At 61.8% G+C, this 16,703-nt stretch carries 11 protein-coding genes and 1 pseudogene; 8 read left to right on the top strand and 4 right to left on the bottom strand.

Annotated elements, in window-relative coordinates:
• Positions 1–3 precede the first annotated feature (3 nt).
• Both MTX36_RS13610 and MTX36_RS13605 read left to right on the top strand, forming a co-directional pair.
• A complete protein-coding gene (locus MTX36_RS13610) occupies positions 4–501 on the top strand; it encodes a DUF4352 domain-containing protein (protein ID WP_243620250.1) in 498 nt (165 codons plus the stop codon).
• A 1-nt stretch (position 502) separates the two neighbouring features.
• Positions 503–1,990: a glycerophosphodiester phosphodiesterase family protein gene (locus MTX36_RS13605; protein WP_243620249.1), complete on the top strand. Its 1,488-nt coding sequence runs from the start codon at positions 503–505 to the stop codon at positions 1,988–1,990.
• A 60-nt stretch (positions 1,991–2,050) separates the two neighbouring features.
• On the opposite strand, the gene MTX36_RS13600 is transcribed toward MTX36_RS13605, so the two are convergent.
• Both MTX36_RS13600 and MTX36_RS13595 read right to left on the bottom strand, forming a co-directional pair.
• Positions 2,051–5,326: a LamG-like jellyroll fold domain-containing protein gene (locus MTX36_RS13600; protein WP_243620248.1), complete on the bottom strand. Its 3,276-nt coding sequence runs from the start codon at positions 5,324–5,326 to the stop codon at positions 2,051–2,053.
• Between the two features lie 95 nt (positions 5,327–5,421).
• Entirely contained in the window at positions 5,422–6,270 is an 849-nt protein-coding gene (locus tag MTX36_RS13595) for a hypothetical protein (RefSeq protein WP_243620247.1), read from the bottom strand.
• A 114-nt stretch (positions 6,271–6,384) separates the two neighbouring features.
• Between MTX36_RS13595 and MTX36_RS13590 the strand changes: the two genes are divergently transcribed.
• Together MTX36_RS13590 and MTX36_RS13585 are read left to right on the top strand one after the other, a co-directional pair.
• On the top strand, positions 6,385–7,383 hold the full coding sequence (locus MTX36_RS13590; RefSeq protein ID WP_243620246.1) for a glycosyltransferase family 2 protein: 999 nt from the start codon (positions 6,385–6,387) through the stop codon (positions 7,381–7,383).
• 6 nt (positions 7,384–7,389) lie between these two features.
• Positions 7,390–9,591 carry an oligosaccharide flippase family protein gene (locus MTX36_RS13585; protein WP_243620245.1) on the top strand — a complete coding sequence of 734 codons (2,202 nt, stop codon included), beginning with the start codon at positions 7,390–7,392 and terminating at the stop codon, positions 9,589–9,591.
• 136 nt (positions 9,592–9,727) lie between these two features.
• Here the strand turns inward: MTX36_RS13585 and MTX36_RS13580 are convergent.
• A pseudogene (locus MTX36_RS13580) lies at positions 9,728–10,135 on the bottom strand (O-antigen ligase family protein); the annotation flags it as partial.
• Positions 10,136–10,798: 663 nt separating this feature from the next.
• On the opposite strand from MTX36_RS13580, the gene MTX36_RS13575 reads away from it, so the two are divergent.
• Positions 10,799–11,818 (top strand): glycosyltransferase, encoded by a 1,020-nt coding sequence (locus tag MTX36_RS13575; RefSeq protein ID WP_243620244.1) that lies wholly within the window; start codon positions 10,799–10,801, stop codon positions 11,816–11,818.
• 20 nt (positions 11,819–11,838) lie between these two features.
• On the opposite strand, the gene MTX36_RS13570 is transcribed toward MTX36_RS13575, so the two are convergent.
• The gene (locus MTX36_RS13570) at positions 11,839–13,128 is read right to left on the bottom strand and encodes a polysaccharide biosynthesis tyrosine autokinase (RefSeq protein WP_243620243.1); all 1,290 of its coding nucleotides are present in this window, start codon (positions 13,126–13,128) and stop codon (positions 11,839–11,841) included.
• Between the two features lie 235 nt (positions 13,129–13,363).
• On the opposite strand from MTX36_RS13570, the gene MTX36_RS13565 reads away from it, so the two are divergent.
• From MTX36_RS13565 to MTX36_RS13555, 3 genes are all read left to right on the top strand, one after another.
• Entirely contained in the window at positions 13,364–14,530 is a 1,167-nt protein-coding gene (locus MTX36_RS13565) for a glycosyltransferase (RefSeq protein WP_243620242.1), read from the top strand.
• Positions 14,527–15,279 carry a CDP-alcohol phosphatidyltransferase family protein gene (locus tag MTX36_RS13560; RefSeq protein ID WP_243620241.1) on the top strand — a complete coding sequence of 251 codons (753 nt, stop codon included), beginning with the start codon at positions 14,527–14,529 and terminating at the stop codon, positions 15,277–15,279. The genes MTX36_RS13565 and MTX36_RS13560 overlap by 4 nt, the downstream gene beginning before the upstream one ends.
• Positions 15,280–15,510: 231 nt before the next feature.
• A complete protein-coding gene (locus MTX36_RS13555; protein WP_243620240.1) occupies positions 15,511–16,641 on the top strand; it encodes a DUF1972 domain-containing protein in 1,131 nt (376 codons plus the stop codon).
• The last annotated feature ends 62 nt before the right edge of the window (positions 16,642–16,703 follow it).

The raw sequence follows: 16,703 nt of genomic DNA, 5'->3' as shown, positions 1-16,703 counted from the left end.
GGGATGTCCGCCCTGCTGGCGATCACCCTGCTCTCAGCATGTTCCGACGCCTCCGCCGGCGCCTCAGGCCCGCCGCCGCCGCCAGGCATCACAGACGCTCCGGCGGAGAGCATCTCCACGCTCCCGCCCGTGCCGATCGAACAGCCGAGCCCACTCTCCAACGGACTCGAGGTCACGGCAGTGAGCACCGAACCGCTCGAGCTCGTCGCCAACGGACCCGGCGAGATCGCCGGCAGTGGCGTGAGCGTGACACTCGACTTCGTGAACAAGGCCACCACGGATATCTCGCTGGATACTTTGACCGTCACGGCCTACTACGGTGACAGGTTGCCGGCGGCACCCGGTGCAGCCGACACAGCCACACCGGTCAGCGGATCACTAGCTCCGGGCGAGCACAGACAGGGTGCATACGTGTTCCAGATTCCGGAGGACGGGCGTGATTCCACGATATTCGAAGTGGGCCACACCGATTCCCAGAACGTAATCGCCGTCTCCCGCTGACATGGCGGCCGAGGTACCACGGCAGACCGCTCTGTCCAGGCGCAGCGCATTCCGCGTCGCCGCCGCCCTCGGGTTGGGAATTGCGGGCGGATCCGCGCTGGCTGCCTGTACTGACCCCAGTGCCTCGAACCAGTCTCCGGCGCAACAATTCCTGGCCCGCGACAAGTTCTTCATCGCTCACCGCGGAGCCGGGGACGAGGCGCCCGAGCACACCCTGGCCGCATATTCTCGAATCATCGACCGCGGCGCCGAGGCGATAAGCATCGTCGTCCACCGCACCCGGGACGGCATCCTCGTCTGCCATCAGGACCCGACATTGCTCAAAACGAGCGATCAGAACATCACCATTGCGGATGTCACCTACGACGAACTGAGCAAGAGCCACATCGATCTCACCCGCTGGGTCGGACCGAACTGGGGCTTGCAGCCAATTCCCTTGTTCTCAGAGGTTCTCGACCGACTCGGCAAGCGGGCTGTTCTCTTTGTCGAGTCCAAGAACCCGGAAGCCACCATCGATGTCATCGACGCCGTCACCTCGAAACAGCTCGGCGACGCCACCGTATTCACGCAACCGTTCGCCGCCCGAGAAGGCGAGGCCGCCGCACGCGCGGCTGGGCTCTCCATCTGGACGTACCTCCATGCGGGGGTAACCGAAGTTGAAATCGCGGAGGCCGCCGACCGATCAGACGCAATCGGAATGTCGGCCGCCGTCGGTGCGCCGACCGAACTGCACAAATCCTTGATCCAGAGCGCCGTGGCGACCGGGAAACCGGTGATCGCGTGGCCTGTGAGCCGCCGCTCCCAGCTTCGGTACCTGTCGAAGGCGGGAGTGCAGGGGTTCATGTGCTCGTCGTGGAGTTATCTGGCACTCCCCGCCGAGCCGAGCCCACACGACACCTTTGTCACCGGGCGGATCGCACCAGGCGACCTGACAGGCAGCATCTCATCGTCCACGGCACCCGAATGGGGACCGGACGGCTCGATCCTGCTGGCCGACAGTACAGTTCCACAATCTCTGTCGATGGGGTCGATGTGCCCGGTACCCGCAGCCCCGTACGTCATCACCGTCGAAGCACAGTTCGGCGCGGCGCCACCGCTCTCGTCCGATCACCTGGCGGTCGTCATCGGACGCGACGACGATTCCATGTACCGACTGGGCAAGGTGGCCCCCGGAACCGGCCAAGGTCAGCTCGCCATTCTGCGGTCCACGGGGACTGTGGAATTGCGCAGCATTCCCGAAGACAACGGATTCTCCACGCTGCAATCTGCGGCAATCGGAGAAGCGTCGGCCGTCGGCCAGTGGCAGACGCTACGAATTACCGTAAATACGAATTCTGTTACGGTCGAACATAATCCGGGACAAGGGGCCGAATCTACATCCGTCACCGCACCTCGCACGGCAGCCGGCGACTACTTCACAGTGGCGCGCAACTATTCCGGCACCGATGCCCAGGCGTCGTTCCGCAACATCCGCGTCACCTACTCCTGATCCCCCGAAACACGACATCGCCCGCCCCTACCGAATGGGCGGGCGATGTCTCATCCATGTCTAGGCCGGTTCTACGGCCTCGAAGTTGTCGAACCGCGCCACAACAGGGTCGGTAGACGACCCCGAGATATACACAGCCAAGCCCGTCGAACCCGTCTCCTGCAGTCCTGCAGTGGAATCGGTCACGGATCTTGTCCACGCCGCAGGCTCTGCCAGATCCTCGTCCCACACCTTTACCTGCAGCGTGGACGGCGACGAACCGAGAACCTGAGCACGGACCCGCAGGTGCTTACCTGCCGTGTACGTCAAGCCGGGCAGTGTCACGACCGAACCGAGTACCGTTTCAGTACCCGCCACCACCTTGGTCAAGGAAACCTGCACCGAGCCGTCAGCGAGAATCCTTACCCGCGAACGGTAATCGCCGGCAGCACTACTGCGTAGCAGTGTCGACAGATACGCGCCGCCACCGGTCGGCATCGCTTCCAGCCACATCGAATGTGACACGTCGAGATCACCAGCAGTGACAGCAGGCAACAACATCGTCGCCGAACGACCTGCCGGCACCGTCACTTTGGCCGAACCCGAGTCCACCGAGGCCTTGGCTCCGCCACCGGACACCGACCACGTTCCACCGAGCTCCGCCTCGCCCAGTCCCGATACCGTTTCCCTGCCGAAGTCGTCCTTGACCACCTCGATATCACCAACCGGCGGAGTTGTCACGGCCTTGACCGAAACGGGATGTGTCACAGTGCTCTTCGCGCCGGAGCTGTCCGTGACCGTCAGGGTGACGGTATACGTTCCTGCGGCCGCATACGTGTGGTCCACCTTTGCCGTGTTACCCGTCGCATTGTCACCGAAGTTCCACTCGTACGACGCAATGGTTCCGTCCGGATCACTGGAAGCGCTGCCGTCGAAGGCTACTGACAGATCCTTCACCGTCTCCGTGAAGGACGCCACCGGCGGCTTGTTCGTTACCACTCCTTGCCCACGTCGCCAATGCTCTTGCACCGCATTTGAACTCAACGCCGAGCTGTAGACCGCAACCTCGTCGAGCGCACCCACGAAATACTGGCTACTCGGAGCCGACGGCCAATTGCCCAAGTTGCCACCGCCGACCCGCCAGTACCCGGCGGTGTAGTACTCGCCCAGTTTGGTGTCGGTGCGTTCGGCCACCGGCTGACCGTCCACATACAGTCGCAGCCCGACGCTCCCCATGGTGGCTACGACGTGATGCCACTTGCCGTCGTTGTACGATGCCGGACTGTTCACCGTCCGGTTTCCGAGCACATACGTACCGAACGTCAACTGGCCCGAATTGTTCATGTACACATTACGATCGTTGGCACCGCCGTTCACATTGTTCGCAGTACCGAAACCGATGATCCTTCCACCGGAACGGGTGGTGGTGTTGAACCACGCCTCGGCACTGAAGGTCTGCGGCGCGAACTGCGCCGGCCCACCGGTAGTGGATCCGGACGAGAACGACGTCGCAGTGTTCGGATCACCGACGATCGCGCCGCCGACGACAGTGCGATTGGAAGTTCCCAAAGTCAGATCGGAATCACCCGCCCAATCGGCCACGCGGGTCCCCGACGCCTCACCCAGTCGCCAGTAGTGATTGGCGCCATCAGCGGCAATCAACTGCTGGTATTCGCTCGCCGCCGAACTTCCCATCGGCACCGTACCCGTCGCACTCTGCCCGATCGTGCTGTTGCCGTACGCATCCGTGACCCGGACCCGATACGTCTGGGTCGAGCCGGGCGGCGCCGATGTGTCGGTGACACCCATCCGTCCCCGATTCCACCATTGAGCATCATTGGCCGTGGTCGCGACAACCGTAGTAGTCGACAGTTCCGCGCCGCGAAGCAACTCGTAAGTCAAATGGCTGTTGTCACGGTCCCAGGCAGCCTTCCACGTCGCACGGATCGCACCGGGGCCTACATCGGCAAAGGTCGGTGTGAGCTCGTCGTAGCCGACCGGCTTTTCCGCGTTCGGCGACAGCGGTTTGACAGCGAACCGCACAAGGCCCTGTTGCGCAACACCATTGACCTTCGGGAACTCACCGCCGACAACGATGTATCGATCGTTGCCTGCGATCGACCAGCCTGCCTGATTCTGGCCGGTGAAGGTGCCCGGCGCCAACGACGGCAACCAGTGAAGTATCTCCGGGGCCGGCTTGCCGAGGAAGTTGCCGCTCGAGTTGACCGCTCCTGTCGTGTTCGTGCGAAATGCCAACGTCCACTGGTAACTCCACGGAGTGGTCTGCGGTTGGCCACCGATCTGACTGCAGTCGTGCGGATGGCCGGCGATGTACATCACGTCGCCGATCGTCACGTTGGAGTACGTATCACCCCGACACCCGCTGATCCATCGAAGATTCCCGGTCGCAACGTCGGAGGCAAAAACGCTCTCGAGATTTCCTGACCCGTACGAATAGCCGGTGCCATACACGGTGCCGGTATCGCTACTCAAGCTGTAGATCGCGGAGTTGCTACCAGAATTAGTCACAACCGTGTTGGTGGGAAACGAAATGGCCGCAGCCGAAATGGCGTCGAGAGAGCCGACGCCGACGTTGGTTGCGCCGTTCAGTGTCGTGAAGCGTCCACCGACCACAACCTTGTTACTTCCCGGAGGCGCCGTTATGGCCAACACTTCAGCGTTGGCACTGGGTGCCCACGGCAAAACCGCACCCGTTCCGACATCGAATGCCGCCAGCCTCTGACGCGCTTGTCCACCAACGCTATTGAAGATTCCGCCGACGAACAGCGTGTCGCCTCGGACTTCGAGAGCACGCACACCGGCGTCCAGTGCTGCCGTCATCATGGGTTTCACCGCACCACTGTCCGCATCAAGAGCAGCCAGCCGATACCGTTTGACCCCACCGACATTGGTGAAATCACCGCCGACAAGGACCGTTTTGCCATCCGTGGACGCTTCGAGCGCACGCCCCTGACCGTTGAGCGTAGGTGCCCACGGCTTGAGTTCTCCGGTTTCGAGGTCGTAGGCCAGGGCGTTCGACCTCGGGATGAGGTTTGTGCCCGGCTCAGCCCCCGCCGGCCGGGCGTTGGCGAATTTACCCGTCACGTACACCGTGTTGCCAACGACGATCTGCGCCCACACCACGCCGTCCACCTGGACGGTAGGTAGTGGATCCGAGGACACCGTTGCCGGCGTCGAGGGGTCGACGGGCACAGTGTCGGCGGTTGCTGTGCCGACTGTCAGCGATCCCACGACAGCCAGAGCTGTCACCCCCGAAACGCACGCCGCGGCCACCTGACGCCATCTACGCCAGCGGTCCTGATGTCCGACGACGCGCGTGCCAACGATTTCGGTCATTCGTACTCCCGGTTGCAAGGTGGAACACACACGGGTTCATTCCCCCCCGACGCGTGTTGGATCCACGGGCAGAATCACTGCCAGCAACCAACAAGTTACTTCTTTTTTCGCGGATTGCGAACTCGGACAGAATTGCCGGTGGCAACCCACGAATTCATCGTCCAATCGCCAACGGACGTTTTGGGCGCGAGAATCCCACAATCCGGGATTCCGGTCTTGCCGAACCTGTTGTTCTTGATCGACAGTCCGATCGGGCCCCGCCCCTTCTCGTCGACATTGATCCCACACTGACCACCGGAAATGATGTTGTCGTTGATCTGTATGTTCACGCCACGCGCGTAGTTCTGCGTGATCATCACCGCAGCGTTGTGTGCACCGTCCAACCGACTGTTGTGCACGGAGATATTTCTGCCACCCTCGATCTGCACGTTGTCATCGTGCGTCTGGTTGTCCCACTGCTGTGGCCAGGGCGAATAGTGCAAATTGTCGTGCAGCCAGCTGTATCCGAAGTCGACGTTGTCCCCGAAAATCACCACCGAATCGACGACTTTCGAGATATCGACCCGCCGGGCGGAGAAGTTCCGTCCCTTGATTCCGTCGACATACGGAGACGGTGACGACGGCTTCAGCGTCGTATCCTCGATCCGAAAATTCCGATGGTCACCATAGGCCGCGACCAGCGCCTGATTGGTCCGCTGCGGGTCACGCCCTCGGACGATGGACCGTCGAATGGTCACGTTGCTGGCCTCGACTCTGACAAAACCTCGGATATCGAGGTTCTCGATCACTGTGCCCGGTGTCCGAATCGTCAGGTCTCCATTGTGCACACGCAACGGCGTCTCTGCAGGTAGGCCGAAGATAGTGGGCACAACCGCTTCAGCGTCGCCCGGCCGACCAGCCACCATCCCTCCGGCCGTGAGCAATGTGACGAGAGCAAGTCCCATCGCACGAATTGTCCTCTTCGGATGCATTCTCCGTAGCATTCTCGAAACTCCCCATCTTGCACCATCAGTGCCTTGGTCACATTTCAGCAAACACAAAGCGCTATCGTATCGGGGGTGAACAGCAAAGGCCGTGACATCCCGAACACCGTCACCACAGCCAAGGAACGTTTGTCCGATTTATCAATCGTCGTGGCCGTCTTGACGTTCCGGCGCCCAGATGACCTACGCGAGCTACTTCCTGAGTTGCTGAAACATAGCTTCGAGGCTGGGGAGGCATTCGGGGTTCGGCAACCCACTGTCCTCGTCATCGACAACGACCCTGAGGGCGGCGGTCGAGACACCGCAATCGAATTCGGCGACGGCATCACCTACGTGCACGAACCAACTCCCGGCATCGCAGCCGCACGCAACCGGGCGCTCGCCGAATCCGCCGACTTCGATCTCCTCGTGTTCATCGACGACGACGAGCGCCCGACACCCGGCTGGCTCACGTCGCTGCTGGCAACTCGGCTACGCACCGGCGCCGACGGAGTCGTCGGCCCGGTCGTGTCAACCTTTGCGGCGCCACTCGATCCGTGGATCGCCGACGGCGGTTTCTTCGATCGCCGACGCCTACCCACCGGCACCGAAGTACGCGTAGCGGCGACCAACAACCTGCTCGTCGATCTACGCCTGGTTCGCTCCATCTCACTGGAATTCGACGAGAGTTTCAGCGCAAGTGGAGGATCCGACAGCCTGTTCACTCGTCGATACACCGGGGCCGGTTTCACCCTGGCGTGGTGCGACGAGGCGGTCGTGACCGATGTGGTTCCAGCAGAACGGGCCACCCGCGACTGGGTGATCCGACGACGCTATCGAATCGGAAACTCTTGGGCACGTACGGAATTAGCCCTCGTCTCCGGCAGTAAACGAACCACGAAGCTACGCGCAGCCCTCCTGCTGGCCGGATCGACCAGAGTCGCGGGTGGAACTGCCCGAGCCGCTCTGGGTGCGCTGGGCCGAAATCCCCGCCACCGCGCACACGGCATCCGAATCGCAGCTCGCGGAGCGGGGATCATCGCGGGTGCCTTCGGGCGCACCTACCTCGAGTATCGCCGTCCGGCCGGTGCCTGAAACCCGATGAATCTCGCCGACAAGGCCGCGCGGGGCGGCGGGGTCACGCTCGCGTTCCAGGCCGTGAAATTCGTGGTCCAGACCGGGTCGTTGATCCTGTTGGCCAGGCTGCTGACGCCGGAGGACTTCGGCATCGTCGCCATGGTCGTCGCCATAACCGGCGCCGCGGATCTGATCCGTGACTTCGGACTCTCGCTCGCCGCCGTGCAGGCCAAGGAGCTGAACGACGCCGAACGGACCAACCTGTTCTGGGCCAACACCGGCATCGGGTTCGTCTGTTGCATCGCAGTGTCGGCGATGGCACCACTGATCGCGTGGATCTACGGCAAATCCGAACTCGTGCCCATCGTCTTCGCCGTGGCCGGCGTGTTCATCGTCAGCGGCGCGTCCACCCAGTTCCGCGCTGAACTCATGCGCAGTATGCGATTCACCGCACTGTCCACCACCGACGTACTGGCAAATGCCCTCGGAGTCGGTACGGCTGTGCTGCTGGCACTTTCGGGTGCCGGATACTGGGCTATCGTCGCGCAGTTGGTCATGGTGGCTGTTGCGACGCTGGTGCTCAGTTTCCTGGCGTGCCGATGGCGTCCCGGACTTCCGCAACGAGACGTATCGATCAGACGGTTCTTCCGTTTCGGCGGTGGACTGCTCGGCACCCAACTATTGGGGTACGCCACCAAGAATGTCGACAGCATCGCAATCGGAGCGATGTACGGATCCACCACGCTCGGGTTCTACAACCGCGCCTACCAACTGCTGATGACCCCGCTCAACCAGATCAACGCCCCACTCACCAACGTCGCACTTCCCATTCTCTCCAAAGTTCAGGGTGACCCGGTGACCTACGGGCGGTACCTGGCCAGAGCGCAGCTGATCGGCGGGTATGTCACCGCATCGTCCCTAGCAGTCAGCGCCGGAGTGGCACTGCCGCTGGTCACCGTGGCCTTCGGCGAGCAGTGGCCTGCGGTAGCCCCGATCTTCGCGCTCCTTGCCATCGGAGGAATCTTCCGCTCGGTATCCCAAATCTGTTATTGGGTGTACCTGTCCCACGGCCTGACCGGCGCACAGTTGCGCCTGTATCTCTTTCTTCGACCTGCCGTCATCCTGATCACCCTGGCCGGACTCCCGTGGGGCGCCGTCGGGGTGGCTGCGTCGTCGTCCATCGGATTTCTGGTCGACTGGCTTGTCACGCTGTGGCACGTTCACCGCGTGTCCGGCGTGGACAGCATGATGTTGTTGCGCAACTCGTTACGGGCCATTCTGCTGTTCGGGGCACCTGCCGGACTGCTTGCCTTTGCCGGATCTCACCTGTTTGTGACCCCATCCGCGTCTCTGGCAGCAGGCATCGTTTGCGCGCTGGCCGCAGCCGCCGTCTCCGCGGCGGTCTTTCCCTCAGTTCGAAGCGATTTGTCGATTTTGCTCGACTTCGTAGGTCGGGCCATCGGTCGCCCTCCCCGCCGACCGAACCAATCTGTCGACCATGGTCCGGTTCCTGAAATCTTGGCGACCTCAGCGGAGGACACCTTGACGCTGTGGGGCTACCTGGCAATCGTCAAGAAGCAGTGGCGGACCTTCGGAGCGGTACTTGTCTTGACACTGGTAGTTGCTTTTTCCGTGTCGATTTTCACCCCCCAGACCTACATAGCCCGATCCGAAGGCGCCCTTCAACTCGGCGTGGTGGGCACGCCACGCCAGATCAGTGACCGCTACCCTCAAGCGCTCTCGCTTACCCGCTCATTTGCCGCCCTCGCCACCTCCACCGCCGTGCTGGAGCCGGTCATCGGCCGTCTGAGACTCGACACTTCCGCGGAGTCCTTGGCCCGCGACATCGAAGTCACCATCCCCGCCGAAACAGTAACCTTGCAATTCACCGTCAAAGCTCGCACAGCCGAGGGTGCGGCACAGATCGCCGACGCCGTCGCCGAGCAATTGGCCGATCTCACCGGCCGGCTGATTCAGATTGAACAGCCGGACATGCTGAAGCTCAACGTCTCCCGAGCGCCCGTCCCTGAGTTCGCGTCATCGCCGCGCACTGGCCTGACCCTGAAAGTGGGCGCGGTGATCGGGCTGATGCTTGCAGTCATCGCCGCGATCTCACGGGATTGGCAGGTGAGCCGCCGACGCGCGCGCATCGCTCGGGAAGGGGCGCAAACACAGCGAACATCAGCGGAAGTACAGTCACCGCAACGAGAAAAGCTCTGTCGATGAACCCGAACGAAACTTCCAACGTGGACGAGGCGAACAATGCCGCCAACAGCGCCACCGGCGCGAACACACCCCGCATACTCCACTGAGCAGCCGCCCGTGTGATCACCTTGAACATCGCGGCCACAAGGAACACGAACACGAGTCCACCGGTCGCGATGGTCTGCACGAATTGGTTGTGACCGTGGAACGCGAAACCCCCGAGACTCCCGACATGTTGCGGCAGAACCGAATACCAATTCGACCCGGAACCGAACCAAGGGTTGTTCCGCCACGCCTCCAAGCTGTGACGCCAAATTGCGCCGCGGTTGGTCAACGCGTCGTCGGCCGGGGTGGACAACGGCCATCCGATCACCACTGCCGCAGTTGCTCCCACTAGAAACCACGACAGCGGCCGACGCAGAATGGACGGCGCAATCGCCAGCAGCGCCCACACCACGCCGGCGAGTCCGGCAGCAGCCAACGACGATCGAGATGAAGTCCACAGGATTGCGAACAGGGTGACGGCGACGCCCACCGCCCGCACCGCCCGACGAGGAATCAGCATCACCGTCGGCAAACCGAGAACCAGATACTGCCCGAGATTGTTACCGTCCGTGAATATTCCGATCAGAATGCCCAGCGGAAGAATCTCTTTTGTCGGCGCCACAGCCGCACCCGAACTCGATATGAAGATTCCGCTTTCCGGCAGGAAAATGCCCAAAAGAACACACGCCACTGCGGTCAGCACCACGAGATACCCGAGCACGGCAAGCTTGCGCAGTTGCGGCCGCAGTATCCAGATCGCTACTACCAGTAATGGATACAGCATTCCGCCGCGTGTCGGCACGTGATCGATGTATAGATCTCTGACCACCACGTATATCCAGGGAGCGAGCATGAGCACCAACGGCACACGGCGATCGGTAGGCAGCGCCGCCGTGCCGCGAAGAATAACGAACGCGCACAAGGCAAATGCGGCCAGCAGCAGTAGCAGTTCCAGTTTGACCGCAAGTGGACTCATCGGCAGTGCATCGCCCACGGTGGTCCGCCGCTTCACCGTCGTCAGCGACTGTACGAGTCGCGGTACCGCGTACATCGCCCAGACGATCACGATCAGCGATACTGCGGCGTCGGGCCGAAAACGTCTGAAAGTCAAGAGCACTCCCAAATTCGTTTACAACGAGCCGTCCGTGCATCGAGGGACTCGATACGTTTAGGATACGGTCGCATGAGACCTCGATTCGGCAAGGACCGACAGTCCACGGACGATGCGTTGAGAGTGCTGCTGTCTGTCCGTGGTCCGTCCAAGACGACCAACCCGTACGTGGTGCAACTCGCCGACTCGGTCCGGGAGTCCGGTGCGGAAGTTCAGTACTTCAGTTGGCGCACCGCATTGCTCGGCCACTACGACGTACTTCACGTCCATTGGCCCGAGGTGATGATGCGTCGCGACGGCGTCCTCGCCCGGGCCGCCGCCAGAGTACGTTTCGCGATGATGATGGCGCGAGTGCAGTTCACCGATACACCGATCGTTCGTACTGCTCACAATGTTCGAGCACACGAAACCGGCGCCCGTACCGAAGCAGCGTTGCTTCGGTGGTGTGATCGCCGCACCCGGACGTGGATCGTGCTCAACGAGTTGTCCACGGTGCCTCCGGGAGCGAGGCGGATACTCATTCCGCACGGCGACTACACTGACTGGTTCTCCAGGTACCCGAAGTCCGAACCCGTAGCCGGTCAACTCATTTCGTTCGGTTTGATCCGCCCGTACAAGGGAACCGAATTGCTCCTCGAGTCTTTTGCGAACGTCACCACTGCCGGGGCAAGCCTGCGAATAGTCGGCAAGCCGAGCACCGACGAACTTCGCAGCGTCGTTGAATCCGCAACGCGGGCGGACGGTCGCATCAGCGCTGTCCTCGACTACGTCGAGGACAGCGCGCTGGCACTGGAAATCACCGCGGCACAATTGGTCGTCCTCCCGTATCAGGACATGCACAACTCCGGGGCACTACTTCTCGCGCTCTCACTCGAAAGACCTGTCCTGGTTCCGGATACCGCCATCACTCGGAGACTGTCCGACGAGGTCGGACCCGGTTGGGTCCGTCTCTACCCGGGAGCGCTCACCACGGAGTCGATCGACGCTGCACTCACCGTTCCCGCGCCTGCCGAATCCCCCGATCTCTCTGCCAGAGAGTGGCCGAAACTCGGCCTCGCCCACGTCGACGCCTACCGCGACGCCGGCCGATAAGCCCTTGTGCCACATGACGATCAACGTATGCCTTTCCGAGCCCGGCTCTTGATCCGTGACCGAGCGCGCGCGGCGAACGAACGGCGTTGCACCAGAACGACACCCGCGAGGGTTCCACCCGACGCCGACATCCGTTCGATTGCCTCGGCGAGGTCACGACGCTTGGTGTGTCCACGCCGCGCCACCAAGATCGTGAGATCGGCGGCGGCCGACAACGTTGCACCGTCCGCTACCGGCAGCGCAGCGCCGCCAACGACGACGAGCATCTTGTAGCGCGCCGACTCGATCTCGAGGAAGGGGTTCAATCTCGAACTGACCAACAACTCGGCAGGACTTCCTACTGCGCTACCGGCAGCAACAAAATCCAGACCGGCCGTGTGCTGTAAAACCTCACCGAACCCGGCACTACCTTGCAGGATCTCCGAGAGTCCCGGAGTCGGCTGCAGGCCGAGCATGCCTGCAACGGATGCCGCTCGCGGGTCGGCGTCGACCAACAGAATTCGATTCCGAGCCCTGACCGAGACCATCGCGAGGTCGACGGCAATGGCCCCGGCGTCGTTGCTTGCAGTCACCGGCACGAAGGCAACGGACTTCACGCCGCCGAGGTTCTCGCAGACCGCTGCAATATTGTTGTGCAGCACCAAGGTTCCGACCGCACCCTCCGCTTCATTGCCGTCGGCGGACTCCGCAACCCGATCACCGTCGAACGTGACTGCGGCCAACACCGGCACCGCGGACAGCGCCTCGATGTCCGAGGCCGATCGAATCGGCCTGGTCAATGATTCCCAAATCGCCACGATCGCCAACGCCACGAGCAGTCCTCCCACGGCACCGAGCACTTCGAATGTCAAGCGACTTGCCGTCGGCTGCTTATCCGACGCCACCGCCGCGGACACCGTCGACATTCGCATGGCGGGGCTGTCCTGCTCGCCCTTCGGGGACAGCGCTCGCACCGCTTCGTCGAGCTGCCGGATCACCGCATTAGCCGTCATCGCCGCCCGCAGACTGGTCGCGTCGGTGACCGTCACCTTCATCACAGCCGTATTCGACGGCACATCCACCTGCATTCGGCCGGCGAGGCTCCCGGCCGTCGTCTGGAGGTCGAGCTCTTTGATGACCGGATCGAGAACGATCGGCGACTTCACGATCTGGGCGAACGAAGGCATGACGCTCTGCGCGAATGTGTTGCCTGCCGTGTAGTCACTTGCCGTCTTGGCGCGGTCGACAGCGAAGTAGACAACTGCCGTCGAGCGACTCTCAACGGGGACCGTTCCCGCATATACCGCGCCCACAATCAGCCCTAGCAACATTCCCGCAATTAGGACAATTGATCGAGCGCGCGCGAGATTCCATACGTTTTCCACTCAAATCTTCGCTTTCTTCCGAGTTTGGAAGGCCAAGTGGACAATACCCAGCGCTGCCAACTAACCTCCCTGCAACTATACGGTTACATTCGCTTGTCGTTCGCTTCCGAGCCGGCGACGAGCCACCTCCGAGCCGCCAGGACACGGCAAGCGAGCCGGAACGAACAGTCGAGGGGAATACGTGGATTACGCCGGAGCGCTGGCCCGACGAGCACTGGTGGTCCATCCAGGTGCCGAAATGTACGGATCGGACCGAATCGTTCTGGAATCAGTACTGGCTCTGACAAACAGGGGCTGGAACGTGACGGTGGTACTGGCGTCGAACGGGCCGCTGGCGCCGCTCATGGAGGAATCCGGCGCCGAGGTCGTGATCATGTCGATTCCCGTCCTACGCAAATCCAGGATGTCCCCGACCGGCCTGCTCTCACTGGCCCGGGAGACAGCCCGTGCCACACCCGCCATGGTGCGAACGCTTCGCCGCCACTCCCCCGACGTCGTGTACATCAGCACGGTGACCGTCCCCTGGTGGGCTGTACTCGCGAAGCTGTTGAGGTACCCGGTGATCTGCCATGTGCACGAAGCCGAGGACACCGCGGCCAAGCCCATCCGTGTGGGACTGAGCGCACAGTTGCTGTTGTCGCGGCGCGTCATCGCGAACAGCAATGCCTGTCGCGAACTGATCATTCGTGACATACCGATGCTTCGACACCGCATGAACGTGATCTACAACGGCGTTGCCGGTCCGACGAGCGAGCCGACGCCACCGCGACACACTCTGACCGGACCGATCCGACTCGTGCTCGTCGGACGAATCGCACCGCGCAAAGGTACGGACATTGCGGTCGAAGCGCTCGGAATTCTTGTCCAACGCGGATTGGATGTGACACTCGATCTCGCCGGAGACGTCTTCGCCGGATACGAATGGTTCGAGGACGATCTCCGCCGCATCGCCGCCGCCTCCGGTGTCAGCGACCGCATCCGGCGTCTGGGCGTCGTCGCCCAGGTCTGGGAAACCCTCGAATCGGCGGACATCGCACTCGTGCCGTCGAGAGCTGAACCGTTTGGCAATGTAGCGGTGGAAGCTCACCTAGCCGCACGGCCCGTGGTGGCCTCAGCTGTTCAGGGCCTCGTCGAAATCATCGACGACGGCCGAAACGGACTACTGGTCGAGCCTGGAAATGCCGTCGCGCTGGCGGACGCCATCCACAGGGCGATCGACGACTGGGATGCAACCCGCGAGCAGGCAATCGGCGCACGCGCCGAGGCCTTGACCCGATTCTCTCCGGAGCGATATCGGACCGACATCGCCGACGCCCTGATTTCGACAACCGGAAGCACCCGAATATGACTTTCGCCCAGAACAACTCGCTCCCCAAAGAATCGTTCACCGATACCGTCCGACGATTGGCCGGGGCACAAAAGCCACCCGCCAAGGGTTCTCCTGCCTATTCCCGGTTCGTCAATCGGAAGATCGGACGCGTTATCGCCGCGGCTGCGTACCAACTCGGCCTCACCCCCAACCAGGTCACATTCATCAGCGCAGCCTTCAGTGCCGTCTCCATCGCGGCTATCGCACTGGCACAACCTAACTGGTGGATCGGCGTCCTCATCGCCGTGGGATTGCTGATCGGGTACGCATTCGATTCCGCAGACGGTCAACTCGCACGTCTACGCGGCGGCGGTACGCCCGCCGGCGAGTGGCTCGATCATGTGGTCGACAGCATCAAGACCACTGCGTTGCATCTTGCGGTACTGATCGGCTGGTATCGCCACTACGATGTGACCGATATCGAATTACTTTTGATTCCAATCGGTTTCACGCTGGTGGCATCAGTCTTTTTCTTCGTTCAGATCTTGACGGATCAGTTGCGACGCGCGCATCCGGAACGGGCTCCGGCTCCGGCAGATTCCAGCGCTAGCGCCACTCTTCGATCGATTCTGGTCATTCCCACCGACTACGGCGTGCTGTGCGGGATATTCGTGCTGTTCGGCTGGCAGGCAGGCTTTGTCGTTGCGTACGCCTTGCTGCTAGCCGGCACATCCCTGTTTCTGTGCGCTGCACTGCCGAAGTGGTACCGGGAGATCCGCAACTTCTGAAAGCTCGACCTAGTTTGCCATATGTTTGCTATATTGGCATCGTGGCGCGCCTCATGGCGTTACACTGCATCAAACAATTTGCTGGATAGTTTCTACAGCTTGGGGTATCAGCAATTTTTTGGTAATCTTTACCGAATCTGAAGACCTCGGACGGTAGACCCAACACGGCGACGGCGCCCGTGCTCGGACACCACACCAGCAATCAGAAACGAACAACAGGGAGGTCCGCCGATGCGAATCGCAATGATCGGGACACGCGGAGTGCCGGCACGCTACGGCGGATTCGAAACAGCAGTGGAAGAAATCGGCTCTCGCCTCGTCGATGGCGGACACGAAGTGGTGGTGTACTGCCGCGGCAAAGACCGGTCGCCGACCTACCTCGGCATGGAGCGAGTGCCGCTACCCGCTTTGAAGCACCCCATCCTGGAGACGTTGAGCCACACCGCACTATCGGTCGGACACCTTCTCCGACGCCGCTGCGATGCCGCCATCGTCTTCAATGCTGCAAACGCACCGCTCCTGCCGGTGATCCGCGCAGCGCGCATTCCGGTCGCCGTCCACGTCGACGGACTCGAGTGGAAACGAGGAAAATGGGGGCCGGTCGGACGCCGATACTATCTGGCGAATGAACGTGTATCCGTCTGGCTTGCAGACGAATTGATTTCCGATGCCGAAGGTATCGCAGACTACTACCGCCAGCGCTACGACACCGAGAGCATGTTCTTGCCGTACGGTGCGCCCATCCGCGACACCACTGATCTGAGCCGTCTGGCAGAACTCGATCTGACCGAGCATGGTTATCACCTGATCGTCGCTCGGTTCGAACCCGAAAACCAGGTCGACAAGATCATCGAGGGCTACCTGGAGAGCGACGCGCAACTACCCCTGATCATCGTCGGCTCCGTGCCCTACGAAAGTGACCACGAAAAACGCATCCACGAACTCGCCGATTCGGATCCACGCATCCGCAGGCTTGGCGGCGTCTGGGATCAAGACCTCCTCGACACCCTGTATGCAGGAGCAGCGAGCTACCTCCATGGGCATACGGTTGGCGGCACCAACCCGTCGCTACTTCGCGCAATGGGAGCAGCTGCCAATATCATCGCCTGGGATGTGAACTTCAATCGTGAAGTGCTGGGAGACAACGGAATCTTCTTCAGCGGACTGACACAACTCGCCGCAGCACTCGAAGAAACCGAGTCGAATCCCATCGTCTCAGCGGAACGCGGCGTCCGGGCGCAGGCACACGCGGCCGCCACCTACCGGTGGGACGAGGTGACCAAGGGGTACGAACAACTCTGCGAAGAGATGCGTGCCGGAACCCGAAGTCGCAAACTACGCAGACGATCTCGCAAATCTTGACAAACGGCACCGACCCTCGGATCGAACCGAGTGTCGGTGCCGTTCTTGGTCGAGAAGTCCGA

This window comes from Rhodococcus sp. ARC_M6, from assembly GCF_022810305.1.
GTDB lineage: Bacteria > Actinomycetota > Actinomycetes > Mycobacteriales > Mycobacteriaceae > Rhodococcus_F.
The sequence above is the reverse complement of the archived record's forward strand: the minus strand, read 5'-3'. Positions and strand labels throughout refer to the sequence as shown.